Annotated in this window: 12 protein-coding genes and 1 pseudogene; 4 read left to right on the top strand and 9 right to left on the bottom strand. The window is 60.1% G+C overall.

Features of this window, described 5'->3' with window-relative positions; all coding sequences use genetic code 11:
* Positions 1-74: 74 nt before the first annotated feature.
* The 5 genes and pseudogenes from AAEZ03_RS12940 to cpaB form a co-directional block, all read right to left on the bottom strand.
* Positions 75-692 (bottom strand): annotated as a pseudogene (locus tag AAEZ03_RS12940) (type II secretion system F family protein); the annotation flags it as partial.
* Between the two features lie 10 nt (positions 693-702).
* Entirely contained in the window at positions 703-1,977 is a 1,275-nt protein-coding gene (locus AAEZ03_RS12935) for a TadA family conjugal transfer-associated ATPase (protein WP_123751237.1), read from the bottom strand.
* On the bottom strand, positions 1,974-3,173 hold the full coding sequence (locus AAEZ03_RS12930) for a CpaE/TadZ family protein (protein WP_350579162.1): 1,200 nt from the start codon (positions 3,171-3,173) through the stop codon (positions 1,974-1,976). Before AAEZ03_RS12930 ends, AAEZ03_RS12935 begins: the two co-directional genes overlap by 4 nt.
* Positions 3,170-4,396, bottom strand: coding sequence for a type II and III secretion system protein family protein (locus AAEZ03_RS12925; protein ID WP_048366488.1), 1,227 nt, complete (start codon positions 4,394-4,396; stop codon positions 3,170-3,172). The genes AAEZ03_RS12930 and AAEZ03_RS12925 overlap by 4 nt, the downstream gene beginning before the upstream one ends.
* Before the next feature lie 28 nt (positions 4,397-4,424).
* Positions 4,425-5,369, bottom strand: coding sequence for a Flp pilus assembly protein CpaB (cpaB, locus tag AAEZ03_RS12920; RefSeq protein ID WP_350579160.1), 945 nt, complete (start codon positions 5,367-5,369; stop codon positions 4,425-4,427).
* Positions 5,370-5,702: 333 nt separating this feature from the next.
* Here cpaB and AAEZ03_RS12915 point away from each other — a divergent pair, with 333 nt between their 5' ends.
* The 3 genes from AAEZ03_RS12915 to AAEZ03_RS12905 all read left to right on the top strand — a co-directional run bounded on the left by AAEZ03_RS12915 (position 5,703) and on the right by AAEZ03_RS12905 (position 6,627).
* Entirely contained in the window at positions 5,703-5,927 is a 225-nt protein-coding gene (locus tag AAEZ03_RS12915; RefSeq protein ID WP_048366490.1) for a Flp family type IVb pilin, read from the top strand.
* Positions 5,928-5,990: 63 nt separating this feature from the next.
* Positions 5,991-6,212, top strand: coding sequence for a Flp family type IVb pilin (locus AAEZ03_RS12910; protein ID WP_048366491.1), 222 nt, complete (start codon positions 5,991-5,993; stop codon positions 6,210-6,212).
* Between the two features lie 4 nt (positions 6,213-6,216).
* Positions 6,217-6,627, top strand: coding sequence for a response regulator (locus AAEZ03_RS12905; protein WP_048366492.1), 411 nt, complete (start codon positions 6,217-6,219; stop codon positions 6,625-6,627).
* A gap of 75 nt (positions 6,628-6,702) precedes the next feature.
* On the opposite strand, the gene AAEZ03_RS12900 is transcribed toward AAEZ03_RS12905, so the two are convergent.
* The 3 genes from AAEZ03_RS12900 to pbpC form a co-directional block, all read right to left on the bottom strand.
* The gene (locus AAEZ03_RS12900; protein WP_350579157.1) at positions 6,703-8,385 is read right to left on the bottom strand and encodes a ShlB/FhaC/HecB family hemolysin secretion/activation protein; all 1,683 of its coding nucleotides are present in this window, start codon (positions 8,383-8,385) and stop codon (positions 6,703-6,705) included.
* 185 nt (positions 8,386-8,570) lie between these two features.
* On the bottom strand, positions 8,571-10,046 hold the full coding sequence (locus AAEZ03_RS12895; protein WP_350579154.1) for a collagen-like triple helix repeat-containing protein: 1,476 nt from the start codon (positions 10,044-10,046) through the stop codon (positions 8,571-8,573).
* A 403-nt stretch (positions 10,047-10,449) separates the two neighbouring features.
* On the bottom strand, positions 10,450-12,777 hold the full coding sequence (pbpC, locus tag AAEZ03_RS12890) for a peptidoglycan glycosyltransferase PbpC (RefSeq protein WP_350579151.1): 2,328 nt from the start codon (positions 12,775-12,777) through the stop codon (positions 10,450-10,452).
* An 85-nt stretch (positions 12,778-12,862) separates the two neighbouring features.
* Between pbpC and AAEZ03_RS12885 the strand changes: the two genes are divergently transcribed.
* The gene (locus AAEZ03_RS12885) at positions 12,863-13,156 is read left to right on the top strand and encodes a hypothetical protein (protein ID WP_048366495.1); all 294 of its coding nucleotides are present in this window, start codon (positions 12,863-12,865) and stop codon (positions 13,154-13,156) included.
* A 69-nt stretch (positions 13,157-13,225) separates the two neighbouring features.
* Here the strand turns inward: AAEZ03_RS12885 and AAEZ03_RS12880 are convergent, their stop codons facing one another.
* Positions 13,226-18,118: an alpha-2-macroglobulin family protein gene (locus tag AAEZ03_RS12880; RefSeq protein ID WP_350579148.1), complete on the bottom strand. Its 4,893-nt coding sequence runs from the start codon at positions 18,116-18,118 to the stop codon at positions 13,226-13,228.
* Between the last annotated feature and the right edge of the window lie 177 nt (positions 18,119-18,295).

Below are 18,295 nucleotides of genomic sequence, written 5' to 3'. Positions count from 1 at the left end.
CATCTTGGCCTCCTGGCTTTAATGGCGGTGTATTTTACAGAAAATCGTATTTCTTGGGTTTACGTACAGAGCCTAGCGTTGCCGCCGTAGCGGTGGTTGACCTTCAAGCCCAGGGCAAACATGCGAAATTCATCGCGCTCATACAGCTCGGCAAAATCCTGCACCGCCTCGGGCAAACTCACGCCCAACTGCACGTTGCGCGCCACCCGGCTGATGCTGTCTTTGAGCGGGTCATGGGAGGCCTCGATGGCATTGAGTACCGCATCGGCCAAGGTGCGCCCGGCCTTCAGGCTGCGCACGCAGTGGTCGAGCAATTGCGGCAGTTGCTCAACCATGCGCTTGACGCGACGCTGGTAACGCCAACTGACAAAAAGCTTTACGCAGACCGGCGGCGCGACCAGGAACACCAGAAAAAAAAACCAGCCGCCCAGCAGAGCCGCCAATGCCACCGCCCCGGCCCAGATCAGCAGCCACAACCCCAAACGCTCCGAAGGACGCCCCAACCCCGCCTGCAAAAATGCCCGGTCCAGCCACTCGACACCCAGCGCCTTGTCCGCCATTTGCGGGTGGCCTTCGGTCAAGCGGCCCAGCACGCGGCTGGTGGTGGGATCGCGCAAGGCGCGGTAGACCAGGTTCATCGACATCATGAACATCATCAGGCTGATCGCGAACAGTATCAGGGTCGGAATCATGATCTGCGCCTCAGCCGTTGGCATTCAGAATCGGGTCGCGACGCAACTTGTCGCTTGCCGGGTTCAGAGCCTCACGCACAAAGCCAAAGCCGGTGCGTTTGTCCAGCCGGAACAAGGTGTTGGTGACGTACACGTCGTCCCGCACGCCCACCACTTCCAGCACTTCACTGACACAGCGGCGCCCGTCAGACATACGGGTCAGCTGGATAATCACGTCGAGGGCGGCGCAGATCATCTGGCGCAGGGTTTTTTCCGCCACCGTACGGCCGGTCAAACCCACCAGGGTTTCAAGGCGCAACAAGGCGTCTTGCGCGGTGTTGGCGTGCACGGTACTCATCGAACCATCGTGACCGGTGTTCATCGCCGTCAGCACATCGAGCACTTCTACGCCTCGAATCTCGCCGAGGATAATGCGGTCCGGACGCATCCGCAGGGCGTTGCGGATCAGGTCGCTGGATTTGACTTCACCGTGCCCTTCGGAATTCGGCGGGCGGGTTTCAAGGCGCACCACGTGGGGGTGGCCCAACTGTAATTCGGCCACGTCTTCGATGGTGACCAAGCGCTCGTGCGGGTTGATCAATTGGCTGAGGATATTCAGCAACGTGGTTTTGCCGGTGCCGGTGCCGCCGCTGATCAAAATGTTGCAGCGCTTGCCCACCGACTCCTGAAAAAACTCATAGATCGACTGATCGATGGTTTGCATCGCCACCAGGTCGCTACTTTTGAGCATGTCTTTGCGAAACTTCCGGATCGACAGGCAGGGACCGTCCAGCGCTATGGGCGGGATGATTGCGTTAACCCGGCTGCCGTCGGGCAGCCGTGCATCGACCATGGGTGACGACTCATCCAGGCGCCGACCGAGCGGCGCCAAAATGCGCTGCATCACACGCTCGACGTGATGATCGTCGATAAAACGCAAATCGCTGTGACTCAACAGACCGTCGCGTTCAACAAACACATGGTGCGGGCCGTTGACCAGAATCTCGGTAACGGCGCTGTCGCGCAGCAGCACTTCCAGCGGCCCGAACCCCGTCAGCTCGTCAACGATTTCCTCGGCCAGACGTTCCATCTCGTAGCGCGAAATGGCCAGGTGCAAACGCGATACGTATTCGGCCACGCGGTCGGTGACAAACTGCGACAAGGCATGGCGCGAATCTTCCAGCAGGTTTTTGCCGCTCTCCTCGATGGCGTCGATGATGTAACGGTGCAGCACCAGTTTCAGGCCGTCGTGGTCGGCGCGCCCGTCTTTGTGAAGCCCGGAACCGAACAGCTGCTCTTTGGTCATTTGGACCCCCAAAGACGGTTAAGCCATTTGTCCGCGACGGAGGACGGTTTGCCCGACGCCACAGAGCGCTTGGCCAACTGTTCACCGATCTTTTTCAAGCCTTGGCTCAAGGCCTCGCGCGGCCCCAGCTCAAACAACGTGACAGCCTGATTTTTCGCATTGAGGCGTAACTCGGCGCTCAGCGGCAACGAGACCAGCACCGGTAAATCAAAACTCTTGGCCAAGGCATCGACATCCGGAGCAATCCCCCGCAGGCAGCGGTCGACGACCAGCCCCGTGTGTTCGAGCTTCATGCCTTTGTTGCGCCAGAGGTTGAGTACGTCCAGGTTGCGGCGGCAATCGAGCACGTTCTGATCGACGTACCAGAGCAACTTGTCGCAGTGGGTCACGAACGTGCGCAACGCCTCGCTATCCGGCTGACCGGTGAGGTTCACCACAATGTGCTGAAAGTGCTGACGCAAGGCACTGAGCAACATGTACAACTCGGCGGCGCTGGTGTGCTCCAGAGGCTCATCGGCGTTGCTGTGGGCCAACACCCGCAAGCCGTCCGGGGTTTTGGTGAACGCACTGTCGATCAAGGTGCTGTCCAGGCGCCGAAGATGGCGCAGCGCATCGCCAAAAAAGAACGAGCTTTCAAGGCCCAACAGCGCCAGGCCGTCGCCACGGGGAATGCCCAAATCCAGAAACAGGGTTTTCTGCCCGCTCTTTTGCACCACCAGCGCCAGGTGGCTGGCCAGCAGCGCGCCATCGGCGTTACATTGCGCGCTGAACAACACGCTGAGGCCGCCCAGTTCGGTATTCGGCGTGACCGGCGGCAGGCGCTTGCTCAGCCGCCGTACCAGCCCCGCCACTTCACTGGAGCGCGAGCCATAAGCGACAAAATCCCGGGCCCCGGCACGCATGGCATTGAGCACCAACTGGTTGTCCATGCCATCGCCCAAGGCCACGATCGCCAGCATTGGCTTGGCCTCCAGCGCGCCTTCGATCAACGCGCACTGGGCCACCACTTTCTCCCGATCCAGCCCCACAAACACCAGCCCGGCAAAGGTCACGTCAATCAACGCGAGCAGTTCATCGAGGCTGCTGGTACCCGCCCCCACCACTTGGCCCAACGGCGCCAACGCGCCCTGCAGCCACTCAAGGTCGGTGTTGTTGCGCGTCAGCGCGAGAAACGTCTGGCTCAGGCTCTGGCTCATTGGGATAACCCGCTACGGCGATTGAAATTGCCGTTTTCAAGGAAATACAAGCGATACCAGTTGGGGTCGTAATTGCGCAGTTTTTCGCCCGGCATGCTCGGCAGGGGCGCATTGGCAGCCAAGGGTTGAACCAGATGCGGGGTCACGATCATCAGCAGCTCTTTTTCTTCGCGGCTGATGTTCGAATCGCGGAAAAACGCCCCCAGAATCGGCACGTCACCCAGCCCCGGGAATTTGTTCACCTGCGAGGTGTTGCGCGTACTGATCAAGCCGCTGATGACAAAACTTTCGCCATCGGCCAGCGAGATGCTGGTGTCGGTACGGCGCACGTTGAGCCCCGGCACCAGGGTCCCGGCGATGTTAACCGCGTTGGTGTAATCCAGCTCGCTGACTTCCGGTGCGACCTTGAGCAGGATGCGGTTGTTGCCGACCACGGTCGGGGTCAGCGTGAGGCGAATACCAAACTCCTTGTACTCGATCGACACGTTATCGCTGCCGCTGCTCGGCACTGGGATCGGTACTTCGCCGCCCGCCAGAAAGGTCGCACTTTGCCCGCTCAATGACACCAGGCTCGGCCGCGCCAGGGTGTAGGCAAAACCGCTGCCCTCCAGCGCATTGATCAAGGCGCGAACCCGACCACCGCCAAAACCAATGTTGAAGTTTTTGCTGTTGGCGACCGGGCCGCCGGTGATGATGTTTTCAGCGTTGGTGATGAATGAGTTCGGAGAACCAAACAGAAAGTTGCTGCCCTGACCAAAGATAGACGTGCTGGCTTCCTGCAGCTTGGTCCGGCTGACCTCGACAAAGCGAATGTCGGTTTGCACCTGGCTGAGCAACGCCGGGTCTTCTGAGGGCGACACGGAGGCGCTGGTAAAGCTTTGGGTGGCCTTGCCCTTGACGAACACCATGCTCTGGCGCGGGGTTTTCGAACAGGCGGTCCAGACCATCAAGCTGGTGGTGCCCGGCGCAACACCGGTGAGCAAAAAGGCGTTGGTGCCGTTGGCATGCACATCGGCAATGCCCGGATCACCGACAGCAATGCGCGTAATGGCAACCGGCGAATCCAGTGCTTGCTGGATGCCTTGCCCCACTTCCAGCACCGCTGGCAATTGCCCAAGCGCTGAGCAATTGGAGGGCGCGGCCAAGGCCATTTCAAAAGGCAAGCTGCTTAGAACCAGAGTCCAGACAGCTCGTTTGTACAGCGCTACGCAACGATGGCTCATAGGGTCTTCCTTGCAGATCAGGCTTTTTTTATTGAGCAGGCTGTTGGGCCGTTTGGTTGCCGCGAATAATTTCGATGCCCCGCGCACGCGGAACGACGCCGCCGCCAGGGTTCGCCACCGGGGCGACTTTTGCCGGGCCGGTAAAGGCCAATTGGTTGAACTGATAAAGGTCGCGTCGGGCGTTCTCCAGCTTGCCTGGGGCGTCTTGCTCACCCGCCCAGTACTTGCTCAAGCGATCTTCCTTAGCGCTGCGCACGGCCAGGCGCAAGGTGCCCGCCTGGGCTGCGAGCATCAGTTGGCTGAGCAGCGGCGCGGGAACGGCCAGCACGGCCGAGCGTGCCGTGGCCCGGCGCTGCACTTGCTTGAGGGCTTCGTCGGCACTCAGCGCCGCCTTGGTTGACTGACCGTCGCTGCTCTGCCCCACCTCATCCCCCACGCTCAACACCCGCACGGCCGGCACTACCACTTGCGCCGACTGCTGCGGGTTGGACTGGTCCTCGCGCAGGGACAACAACACGTCTACATAATCGTCGGGAGACAACTGACCGCTGGCGCCGATCACTTCATCAATGGCCACCGCCAGTGCGCGCTCATCCGGGCGAATCATCCGCGCCAGCGGCCCTCCGACTTCAAAGCTTTGTTCATTCAGCCAGGTACCCGCGCTCAAACTGCGCCACGGGGCACGCCCTACCACCTGATCAACCGAGGCAAAACTGCCTGGGGGCGCCGTGTGCAATTTTTCTAGGGTCACATCGTCGACCGTCAAGGCCACATGCGGGGCGACATCGCGTACCAGCACCACCACAGGTTTGCGCGTCTGGTCTTCAACCGTGGCGACACTCTGCTCAACGACCTGAGTTACCGGTACCTGCGCAACCGGCTGCTGGCGGGTGATCACCAAACCCCAAAAACCCGCGGCAATGGCACCGATAAACAAGAGCGCGGCCAGGATCAAACTGCGTCGGTTATTCATTAACACACTCCCTTTGCCACTCTGTACTGCACATCAGGAAATCCATTCGCTTATCGGTCGCTATGACAGGCATTATTATTGCGACCATTTCGCTATTTGAAAGTAGCGCACACAAAGCAAAATGCCATTAGGCAACTCAAAAAAAATAGAGTGCCGCCGAAGACCTTGATTTACCGTAACTTTCACATGGACACTTTTGGATTAATACTTTTGCATTAGTGCTTTTTAACAGTTGATGGATTCCCTTTTCTTGCCAATGCTGTGATGGCAAATAGTAATTACGTCGTCCCCTTGCTGCGAAGTGCCCTCTTTGGTGCACCCAGGAGAAATCAGATGTTTACCAATACTGTCCTGAAAGTCTATGTTCCGACCCAACTCTTCGTGGCGCACCATATCAAGCAATTTACAAAGCGCACTGAAGGGGCGTCGGGTATTGAATACGCCATTATTGCCGCCATGGTTGCGATTGCTCTCGCTGCCTTTGTGACGCCTATTTCTACTCAAATCAAGGCCATGTTTACCACTATTCAAACGGCGGTGACTAAACCAGCCGGTTAATTCAAAGGCTGTTTCAAGGTATGGACAAACTGCTGTCATTGCGGCGCTCTCAGGAGAGATCAGATGTTTTCAACAACTGTTCTGAAACTCTATGTTCCGGCCACTGTGTTTCTGACACGACAAGCCAAGTTGTTTTCCCAACGTACAGAGGGTGCTTCGGGTATTGAGTACGCCATTATTGCGGCGATGGTCGCTATCGTTTTAGCGGCCTTCGTCACGCCAATATCAGGCGCAATCAGTGCCATGTTTACGACGATTAAAGACGCTGTCACCAAACCTGCTTAATCCCATGAACAGCCGATCTAAACGCCAACAGCTTCTCTTGGTAGACGACGAAGAGGACGCTCTGCTGGAGCTGGCCGAACTGCTGGAGGGCGAGGGCTTTTGTTGCTTTACGGCAACCTCAGTCTCACTCGCCCTTCGGCAGTTGACCGTTCACCCGGACATTGCCTTGGTCATCACGGACCTGCGCATGCCCGAAGAAAGCGGCATTGCATTAATCCAGCGCCTGCGAAATCACACCGCTCGACAACACTTGCCCGTGATTGTTATTTCCGGCCATGCCGACATGGACAATGTCAGCGACTTATTGCGTTTGCAAGTCCTGGACTTGTTCCGCAAACCGATCTATCACGACCGGTTGATCCACACCCTCAATTACTTATTCCCCGTCTCCAAACTTTACTCCGTCCGCCCATAACCCCACCTACTACTGTAGGAGCGAGCTTGCCTCGCGATCTTTTGATTGTTTAAAGATCGCAAGACAAGCACATCCTTATAACTGATAACTAAAACTCAAGGTATAACGCGGCCGACGGTTAAAACTGTCCAACGCCATATCCGACATGGGCTTGGCCACTTCCAGCGATATATTGTAATAACGCTTATCGCCAAAACGCAGCCCGACAGCAGCAGATGACATATCAGAACCTTTAAGCGGAAGTTCGTTAAACCAGGTTTTCGCCTTATCCAATACAGCATAAGGCTGTAACAGTTTCACCCACTCACCGTCGCGATTGAAACTGTAGTTGAGTTCATACGCCACACCCCACCCCTTATCACCCGACGCTTGATCATCGGGATAACCCCGGCCAAAATTTTGACCGCCAAATACGGCACGTTCACTGTCCGCCAACGTATCGTCACTCCAATACAAAGCACCCGATACTACGCCCTGCCAATTGTCGAAAAACGTATCACTTTTAACACCTGACACACGCAAGCGAAAGAAATCCAGATCATAGTGATTGCCGGTCAAGTTACTTTCCGTCTTGGCCCCCAACCCATTAATCCCTTGATATAACCCTGCGCTGAGAATACGCAATTGTTGGCCCGTGGACTTGCGCCAATCCCCTTCAACCGCCAAAGCCCGTACATTGGTTTTTTCGCTGATGGTTTGCGAATAACCGACGATGTCGTAATCGGTTTTATCGTTCACCCCGTATAAACGGCCCGCAACGCTTAACCATTGGTCAGGCGCAACGATCAGCGGGTGGCTGACGCCGACCGAAAAGCGGTCATTTTCGCGGTGGGGCTTGAGTTCAAAACCGTCACTGGTCGCAATGCTAGTGGCCGGGTCACTGCGATAACGCGTGCCATAGAGGCTCAACTGAGTGCCTTCGGCGTTCAGATACTGGCTGTAATAAATGCGGTAGTAGTGTTCTTTGTCGTGCCCCGGCGGGAACAGCCCGCTCACGGTCAACTGCTCGGCCATGGCGGTTTGCGAGTTGCTGTTGACGCTGAACAAGGCCTGGGTACTGTCGCGGCTGCCTTCGACGAGGTTCATGCCGGTGGTGAAGGGTTTGCGGCTGGCCGTAACGTGCAGCGTCGCCGCCCCATCGGTGGTGCCCGGCGGCGGCACTTGCGCCTGCAATGTCACCCCCGGAATACGGCTCATCAGCGTGGCATAGCGGTCAAAGGTTTTACGGGTCAGCGGGCGCTCACCCTTGAGTTTGTCGACCAGCTCATCAATAAAGCCTTTGACCCGCCCGACATCTCCCTCCACCTGATAATCGCGGATATACCCTTCGACCAGCACCACCCGCACCAGGCCCTGATCAAAGTTCTGCGGCGGCAAAAACGCGTACGACAACAAGTACCCATCGGTTTGGTAGCGCTGGGTGATGGTGCGCGTCGCTTCAATCAGCTCACTGAGGGTAATTTCATGCCCCAGCAGCGATTTATAGGCGGCGCCCAGCTCTTGCAGCGGGTACACCGTGCCGCCCTCGATCTGCAATTTGCGGATGGTCAGGCGGGTGCTCATCATCAAGGGCTGGGCGTCGGTCGCGGCCGGTTTGGGCAGCTTCAACGCAGGTGTTTGCGGGCGATAGGCATCCACCGGCAAGTTGGGCGCGGGCAGCGACTGCAGGGTTTCGTTGCTGTTGAGGTAGCGTGGAAGAGGTTCGGCACCCACGCACGGGGCCAAGGCCAATAACAAGAACGGGACATAAGTTCGCATATGACACTCCATGGTCAACAACAGCGGCTTAATGGCCTGGACGCGCCATTACGCAATGACGCTGTCCAAACAGCAGTCCTACAACCTGGATACAAAAAAAAGACGAGGGATTCATGACAATCCCTCGTCTCAACCAAGCGTAGGCGTTGTAGGTATGGCCGTCGAACCGGCCAGGTGCAATTTCGTCAGTTTTTCTTGCCCAAATTACCCAGCCCGCCCACCACGCCTCCAACCAAACCTGTGACCAGGCCAGTTCCCGAACTTGCACCCGCTCCCGCCCCAGCACCTGCAGCGGCACCCGCTCCGGCACCGACACCCGCCCCTGAGGACGAAGTACCTGCTCCCACCCCGACACCGGCGCCTACGCCCACCACCGCACCCACTCCGCCACCCAGCAAGCCGCCCACACCGCCTGTACCAGCGCCCGCTCCGGTGACGGTATTAACCACCCCGCCGACCGTGCCGGCAACACCGCCCACCAGACCGCTCACTGCACCGCCTGCGCCCGTACCGGTGCCTGAACCAGCACCGCCAACGGCACCTGTTACGCCACCCAGCAATCCCCCAATACCTGTGCTGGTGCCTGTACTGGTCCCGGTGCCTGTTCCAGCCGCAGGGTTCACATAACCGCCCGCCTTGTCAGCCACACCGCCGACACCGACCAACGCCCCACCGACCAGATTGGTGACCGGATTTTGATCGCCCACGCCGGTCACTTTGTTGCCGACGCCGGCCACCACTCCACCGACTTTGTTCAGCAGGCCGTCAACCGGTGCGCCCAACCCTGTGGCTGTGCCGATTTGCCCGGTGGTTTTTTCTGCCAGCGAAATCACCGGCACCAGCACCTTGTCATTGACCCCGCCGGTCACTTGGCCCAATTGCCCGCTGGTGACATTGGTGGTCAACGTATTGCCGAGCATGGTGACCGTGGTCCCGACTTTATTCACCAGGCCGCCGGTAGCATCCGTGACGTTACCCGCAACGCCGCCCACGATCGGGATCTGGCTGATCGGTGTGTTATTGATCACCCCGCTCACGCCCTGGCCCAGTGAGGACACCCCTTTGCCGATATCAGACACAGCATTGGTTGCGCCAGCGACAGTGATGCCCAGTGAGTTTTTATCCGTACCAATCGTGCCCAGGCCTTTGTCCAGGCCGTCGGTGATGGACGTCACCGCATTACCGGTGTTGGTCACCAACCCGCCTGCCACGCCCACCACAGGCACCGTTGTCAGGGTGTTGCCCAAGTCGCTGACAGTCGAACCGACACCGCCGACAGCGCCGCTCACCTGGCTGATAACTTGCCCGGTGACCAGGGGCGTGTTGCCGGCGCCGTTGTTCCCGCCGCCGTTATTGCCGCCTCCATTGTTGCCACCACCGTTGTTACCACCGCCGTTGCTGCCACCACCGTTGTTACCACCGCCGTTGCTGCCGCCGCCGTTATTGCCGCTGCCGTCGCCACCGCCGTTGTTACCGCCACCGTTACTACCTCCACCAGTACCATCACCACCGCCGGAACCCGCGCCGCCCGTACCGGCATCGGGCGTACTGGCTTCAACATGACTTTTAGAACCGCCACCGCCGCTATGGCAGCCGGCCAGGCTGACGGTCATCACTAACAAAAGGGCTGTACTTGTTTTTAACCACAGTTGAGTGTTCATGATTATTCCCTTGCACCTGCTTAGCCAGAGTTCGAAGGCTCCCTGCTCTAACGTCAGAGATACGTTCATCCGTGGCTTCCATCACAACGCCGGAGCGGGTATTGAACAACTCACTACTTGGTATTAAGCCCTTATATAACCAGCGCCCTCGCGCAGACTAAAAATCATAAAAATCAACACGTTCACCAAAAAAAATCACCCCACTCACTAAAGTGATAACCCCAATTCACTGTAGGAGCGAGCTTGCTCGCGATCTTTTGATCTTGGCTCTTATTACGGCCGCTGCGCGCCCGGACGTAGCCTCGCAAAGCTCGTCAACTGCTACGGGCGTACGCAATACAACTGTAGGAGCGAGCTCGCCTCGCGATCTTTTGATCTTTCAAAAATTTGCAAGCCGGGAGGCCTACTCCACGACGCTGAATTCAACTCGTGCAGTTTGCCCGCTTTCGTCGAGGACGCTCAGCTCATAGCGCCCTGGCTGTTCAAGGGTGGTGTTGAGCGCTTCTTGATGGCCGCTGTCGCCCAGCGGGGTGCCATTGAGGAACCACCAGCGCCGACCATCACCGCCCAGCGCAGTCAGCGTAAGGCGCAATGACGCCTGGCTCGCGGCCGGGCGCCGCAACCGGTCCCCCTCACGCACGCCGACAATCGACAACGCTGTGACCGAGTTCAATGCCGGTGGCGGGCAGTGCGTCGAGGCAGGCGGCAAGCGCGCCTCACGCCGTTCCACCCGGGGCAGCCACGGCTCCAGCGGCGCAGGCCACAACGCCACGTCGCGTTGCTGCGCTCCAGGGCACTGCGGGCTAACGCGTTGCCCTTGCCCATCGACCCACAGGGTTTCGCGCAAGCCCACGCCCAACGGCTGATCCGCCGCCAGCAAAGTCGGCGGCGTGGTGTTATCCAGCGTCCAGGCAAAGCGCTGGCGGCGGCAATTGGGGTCGCTCTTGCTCAACGGCTGGCCCAACGGCCAACAAATCGCCGCCACGCCCACGCTGCCCGGCACGGGCTGCACCGGCGCGACGATGCCGCGCTGGCTGTCGCGGTTGCTCAGCACATCGTGCACTTGCAGCATCAGCGGCGCCGCCGAGGCCAGACCAAACTGCCCCGGCACCGGCGTACCGTCCGGGCGACCGATCCACACTCCGATCAAATAGCGCGGCCCCACCCCAATGGCCAGCGCATCGCGAAAGCCATAACTGGTGCCGGTCTTCCACGCCAGGCTGGGCCGCTGCACCAACTCGGCGGTCGGGTCGCGGTCGGGCCGTGCCTGGCCGCTCAAGATGCGTCGGATAATCCATGCCGAACCCGGCGACAGCATGCGCCGCTCGACCAGTTCATCCTGCGGTTGCAGGCGCAGGTTGGCGCTTTTGCCACCCCGCGCCAGCGCGCTGTAACCGCTGACCAAATCTTCCAGACGGCTGCCGGCCCCGCCCAGAATCAACGCCAGATTGGGCTCTGCCAACGCAGGCAAACTCAACGGCACGCCGCCATTGCGCAGGTCGGCCGCAAAACGTTTCGGCCCGTAGGCTTCAAGCAGTTGCACCGCTGGCAAGTTAAGCGACAACGCCAACGCCGAACTGGCCGACACCGGCCCGCTAAAGCCCATCGAGAAATTGCCCGGGCGGTAATCGCCGTAACGGCGCGGCACGTCTTGCAGCAGCGACTCGGAATGAATCAGCCCGGCATCCATCGCCATGCCGTACAAAAAAGGCTTGAGGGTCGAACCCGGCGAACGCAAGGCGCTGATCATGTCGACATGGCCAAAGCGCCGCGCATCGTTGATGTCCACCGAGCCGAGGTAGGCACGCACGGCCATGGTGTCTGTTTCAACCACCAGAATCGCCGCCGAGGTGTGCTCGGGCAGTCGTGCCCGCCAGCCCAACAGCAAGTCTTCGAGGCGGCGTTGCAGGTTGGCGTCCAGGGTAGTGCGGATCAGCGGCGGGCTGTTCGGGCGATTCAAGCGCCGCGCCAGCAACGGCGCCAGGCTCGGCTCCAGTCGCGGGGCGAGCAACAGCGGCTCCTCCAGCGCTTCATCCACAGCCCCTTGCGGCCAAACTTGATACTCGGCCAGACGCCGCAACACCTTGTCCCGTGCCACTTGCGCCCGCTCGGGATGACGGTCAGGCCGCAGGCGACTCGGCGCTTGCGGCAACACGGCCAGTAGCGCAGCTTCGGAGCGCGTGAGTTGCTGCGGCGACTTGCCCAAATACGCCCAACTGGCCGCCGCCACCCCATTTAACGTCCCGCCAAAGGGTGCGCGATTGAGGTACAGGTTCAAGATCTCGGCCTTGGACAGGTGCCACTCCAACTGCGCCGTACGCCACAACTGGCGCAACTTGCCGGGCAACGTGCGTTCATGAGGATCGAGCAAACGGGCGACCTGCATCGACAAGGTGCTGCCCCCCGACAGCACTCGTCCGCCACTGAGGTTTTGCCAGGCCGCCCGGCCCAAGGCCAGCGGGTTAACCCCCGGATGCTGATAAAACCAGCGGTCTTCGTAGGTCAGCAACGCCTCAAGGTAATACGGCGACACCTCGTCCGTTTGCACGGGGTAACGCCATACGCCATTGGCATCGGCAAAGCGCCACAGCGGCGTGCCGTCCTCGGCCAAGACCACGCGGGCCAAGTCATCCTTGGGCAACGGCAAGGGCCACAGCCGGTCGGCCAGCCACAGCACTGCAACCGCCAGCAACAGCCCGCAGGTGCTCCACAGCACGATCTTTTTAAGCATTACTCATTACGCAACTTTGCACCTGGTCTGGTTGCCTAAGGGGTATCTCTGGCACAGTGGCCATCTTATTGATCGGGACATCCCCATGCACGTCGAAAGCTTTATTGGAAATCTGGGCCTGTGGTTGGGCACTGTCGTTCGCTGGATCGTCGAAAGCTTGAGCGGCCTGTTCACCATGATCACTCAAGCGGGCAGCAACTTTATCGACGGCATGGCCCGCGCCTTGGGCATGGACACCTCCATCGTCAGCATCGCCGTGCTGGTGCTCGGGCTGCTGTTTTTGTACAACGCCGTGCGCGCCTTTATGCGCGCCTCAATTATCGGCGGCGTAATCTGGCTGCTGCTGGGGCTGTGGGTGTTGAGCTGGATTATTAACTGACGCCGTGGCCTCGCGATCTTTTAAACATCAAAAGATCGCGAGGCAAGCTCGCTCCTACAGGGGGTTGGATTAGCGGGCCTTGATCACCATCTCGCCGGGGCTTTCGCCCACGGCCTGCCAGTTGGGCCGGTACATCGACTCCACTTGCGGCGGCGGTACGCGATAGGTGCCCGGCGTCACGGCACGCGCCAGATACAGCAGGTGCGTGGTGCCATAGCCGTCCAGTTTGACCGCCGCGACGTAACGGTCATCGCGGTACTCCTGATGCTGCACGCTGGCGTATTGCATCGCGTCGCGCCATTGCTTGACCTCGGTGCTGGCATTTTCAAGGCTGGCCGCACTCTGCCCCAGGTTCTGGTTTTCCAGTTCAAGCCCCGCAGGCAGCAAATCGACGACCAACGCATCCGGCACCGCCTGCTTGGCCGTGACCGCCACGTGCACCAACACCAGATCACCGCTCTTCAGGGCCTTGATGTTCAGCGGCTCGCCATTCATGCCCAGGTAATCGCGGCGAATGCTCATGTTCTCGCCTCCCGCCGCCGGAGCCTGCTGTGGATAACCCGAAATCGTCAGCTGTTGATACACCGCGTCGCTGCCTTCGTTGCGCAACGTCAGCGGCTGCGTCAGCAATAGCCCGTCAAGCTTGAGGCCCGATTGCTGGTTATTCAGCTCGCGGGTTTGCTCGCCGCTGGTGAGCTGCGCCGACCACTTGGCTTCTGGCTTACTCAACAGATCACGCCCGGCCAGGAACAGCGAGTTACGCTCCTGAGTCGACAACCAACGGCTGGCTGCTAACGAATCTGACAACTCAAACACACGCTGCTCACGTTGGCCGCTCATCAGGTTGTTCTCTTCCAGCAGCGCCACAATCAGCGCCTGATCACGCAGCGGGCTGCCGTAATCGCCCAGCCATTGATTGTCTTTGCGCTTGGCCGCCAGCCCGGCCAACAACGCCTGATCGGCACGCGGCTGATCGCCCATCTTCTGCAAGGCAATCGACAGTTGCACCAGCGGCAAGCCTGAACGCGCATCGCTGCGGCGCTCGAAGATGCTGCGCAATGCGCCCAGCGGCGCCTGCTGGCTGCGGGCCAGAACCAGCGCCGCATAGGCCTGCACGGCAAAGCGGGTGTGGTCGAGGTTGTCGCTGTAGTCGGCTTCGATCAGGTTGCGCTCTTGCACATACCGCAGCAGCCGCTCGTTGGCTTTTTTCAACGCATCGGCCGGTACGGCGTAGCCCTGATCACGGGCGCGCAACAGGAAGTCGGTGATGTAAGCGGTCAGCCAATACTCTTCCTGCCCGTCTGCGCCCCACAGGCCAAAGCTGCCGTTGTAGCGCTGCATGCCCAGCAGGCGCTCGATCCCCAGCTCAATTTTGCGGGTGCGCTCGGCGTCCGGCTCACCTTCCAAGCCCAGGCGTTTGAGCAACGCCGCGTCAGCGTACAGCGCCGGGTACAAGCCGCTGGTGGTTTGCTCGGAGCAGCCATACGGGTACGCCTTGAGCGCACGAATCTGTTCGCCCAGGTTCAACGGCGGGCGACTCGACAGGCTCAGCAAGGCTTCGCGCCCGGCCGGTTCAAAGGCCTGCAACTCACCTTCTGGCAGGCTCCACGGTTGGTCCGTGAGCGCCGCCCGATAATGCTTGAGCAACGCCGGGTACGCCGGGCGCACGCCCAACGTCCATTCGCGGCTGAACGGCGCCAGGGTTTCACCCGGCAGGTCCAGACCACTCACCGTGACCTTGACTACGCCCGTACCAAAACCGCCCAGCGCCTTGACCGGGATCTGCAACGTACTGCGCTGGCCAGGGCTCAGCGTGACGTTTTGCGTGGCCTCACCCAGCAGGTTGAGCTGGCCGTCAGCGTTGAGGGTGACGTTCAGTTTTTGCGGTTTGTCGGTCAGGTTGGACAGGTCCAGCGCCAAGCGGGTCTCGTCACCCCCGGCCAAAAAGCGCGGTGCGGCCAACTCGGCCACCAAGGGTGCAGCGACCACGGTTTTGGCCTGGGCCATGCCGTAGCGATCATCGGTCCAGGCTTGCGCCATCAAGCGCAGTTCGCCGTTGAAGTCCGGGATGTTGACGCTGACTTCGCCTTCGCCCTGCGCATTCAGAGTGACAGGTGCACTTTGCAACGCGACGATATTCACGCTGGTGGCCGGGCGTTTACCGCCTTTGGCCAAGGCCGCGTCCCCGCCAAATGCGAGGCTGGCCAGACGGCCCTGCCCGGCTTCGATCAGTTGCCCGTAAATATCCAGTTGGTCGGCGCCATAGGCCTTACGCCCAAACAGGCTGGCGTACGGATCCGGAGTCGGGTAATCGGTAATGTTCAGCACCCCGACGTCCACCGCTGCCAGCAATACATGGGCTTGCTGGGGAATACTGCCGTCGGCGTTTTTAGCCTGAATTTTCACCGTCAGCGGTTGTTTGGGACGCATTTTTTCAGGCGCATCGAGGGTCAGCGCCAACTTGCGCTGGGTTCGGTCAAGCGGCAGGTGCAACACGCCCACGGCACGTTTTGGGGTGATATTGGTTTTACGCTCACCGGGACGAATCACCAGCGCGCTGACATACAAATCGTGGCGCGCCCACGTCGGGTCGAGTTTGATGTCGAAGGTTTTGCCTTCAGCCGGCACTTCGATTTCTTCCCACCACAACGGCCCGTCACTGCCTTCGACCAGCAGATAACCTTTGCCCGCAGCGGGCGGCGTGACCGTGACTTTGGCGGTATCGCCATCGCGGTACGCGGCCTTGTCCAGCGCCAGCTTGACCTGATCCGGGCGCACGGCGCCGCCTTCGGCGTTGTCCTGGGCACGGTAACCGGCCCAGAAGCGCACGCTGCTGACCAACCCGGTTTGCGGGTCTTCGACCTCGACACGGTACGGGCCCCACTCCACCGGGAAGCTGACCTTGGCGGTTTCTCCGGCTTTTACGCTGACCGTTTCTTCGTTGAGGTTCAGAAACTTCTCGTTGTAGTGATAGCTCCAGCCGTCGCTGTCCGAGTAGTTCCAGTAGTAGTCACGCCGCTCGCGCACCAAGCGCACCTTGAGGTTTTCAGCCGCCAGCTTGTTGCCCTGAGTGTCCGCTACCAACAGCTCGAATTCGGCCGGGCCATCGCCATCGGTTTCAGTCCCGTCAAATAACCCGCGAAGCCCCGGCAAGCGATCGGCTGGCCAGACCGGCTGCACCAGACGTCGGGTGATCGGGCGGCCACCGGACTCTTGCAAGCTGGCCTGCACAATCACCTGCAACGGCGACTTGGCTTCGCTCCACTGGCTATCAATGGTGAGGGTTTCTTTGCCATCAGCGTTGAGCACGCTTTCGTCCAGCTCCAGGTCCTGGGTCAACTCGTTTTCGGTGACAGAGCCGAATTGATAACCCGGCAATGCGCTGACTGCCTCGCGCAGGGGCCGCACGTACACTTGGCCGCTCAAACGGTTGCCCGCTGCAGGGGCGCCATACAGGTAACGCCCCGTGACCTGAATCTCAGGGTTTTGCTCAGGACGTAGCGGCGTGTCACTGCCTTTGAGCTCCAGCGCCATGCGCTCCGGCAAGAAGTCTTCGACCGAAAATTCATACAACTGCGGCTTGCCGTCGCCCAGGTCGAACACCAACTGCCAGCGCCCGGTCGGCGCCTCGCCTGCCAGTGCCAGCGAATACTGGTAAAAGCCCGAGGCATCTGGCTCCCAGACGAACTTGCGGCTGACTTGCTCGTCCGGGCGACGTACTTCTACGCTGACCGGTTGCGGCTTGACCGGCTTGCCGTCGCGATCACGCAGCAAAGCATTGAGCAGCACGGTTTCGCCGGGGCGGTACAGGTCACGCGGGCCAAACACAAAAAATTGCAGCGGGTGCGCCTGCGGGCCAGCGATGTCGAACTCGGCCAAATCCAGCGCCGCCGTATTCAAGCGCAGCAAGCTGGTCTGATCGCCCTGACGCGCCAGCAGCACTTCGGCCTTGGGCGGCAAGGCCAGCTCGGCGTGGCCTTGTTTATCGGTTTTGCCTTGGGCGAGCATTTTGCCTTTGCCGTCGAGCAACTCCAGATCCACATTGGCCAAGGCACTGCCGCCCTCCAGCGCTTGGGTGAACACATCCAGACGCTTCTGATAACGGTGTACGGAAAGGCCGATGTCACTGAGGGTGAACAAGGTGGCCGGGGTCGAATAGTTGTAGCTGCCGGACGCGGTCATCACCGCCAGGTACACGCCCGGCTGCTGCAACGGCTTGATCCCCGAGGTGGGCAAAATCAAGGTTTCGCGAGTGTTGCGGGCCGGGTTCAGGTCAAAGCGCCCGCCGTAGACCAGATCGGCCATGCTCAACAGGTCTTTGGCTTCATAGCTTTGCAGGCTGCTGTTGCGGCCCCATTGGCTGAGAAAGGCAGGCAGGGATTCGGGTTTGACGCGGAAGAACTCAACGTCGACCTTGTCGACATTCAGCGCGATCACCGGCAACCCTTCGGCCAGTCGGGTCGGCAGCAAGTTACCGCGGCTGGCAAAGCCGACGGTGGGTTGCAGGTCACGGGTTTCCAGACGGCTGATGTACTCGGCGGCCAGCGTCGCCTCGGTGACGGCACGCAAACCGGGGTCGACGGTGAGGATCAATTTGCGCTGCGGCTCAAGATGGCGCAGGTGCAGTTCCATCAGGTTATCCGACAGCTCCCAGGCACCATCGACCTTGCCGGTCCTGGCATCGACCAGGTGCAGTTTTTCAGCGAAGTTTTGCTTGGGATCCAGCGGCACCGAGAAACTCACCGACAGCGTGCTGGCACCGTCCAGCTGCACTTCAGAGACATCCACCACGTTTAACTCACGCCCGGCAAAGCGCTCGGCCAGCACCTTGGGGTCTTGCACCGGCTTGGCGGCCTGCGTGACGGCGGCAGGTTTGGGCGTCTCGGGCTTGCCGGATGAAGAAGAATCGCAAGCACTGAGCAGCGCCAGCGCGCAAGCCAGAAACAGTCCTTTGTTAAGCATGGTGTACTCATTGTCGTGGCAGTGAAGGGGCGACTATATAACAGCGTGACGCGAACGGCAGACGCGCTGGTCAGATTGACCGGGGAATACGAAATTGGTTCGCGACGCCCACTCTGTGGGAGCGGGCTTGCTCGCGATGCCAACAACTCGATCTGCCTGACGCCCCTCGTCGCCCCA

The organism is Pseudomonas sp. HY2-MNA-CIBAN-0224, assembly GCF_040310285.1.
GTDB lineage: Bacteria > Pseudomonadota > Gammaproteobacteria > Pseudomonadales > Pseudomonadaceae > Aquipseudomonas > Aquipseudomonas helleri.
The sequence above is the reverse complement of the archived record's forward strand: the minus strand, read 5'-3'. Positions and strand labels throughout refer to the sequence as shown.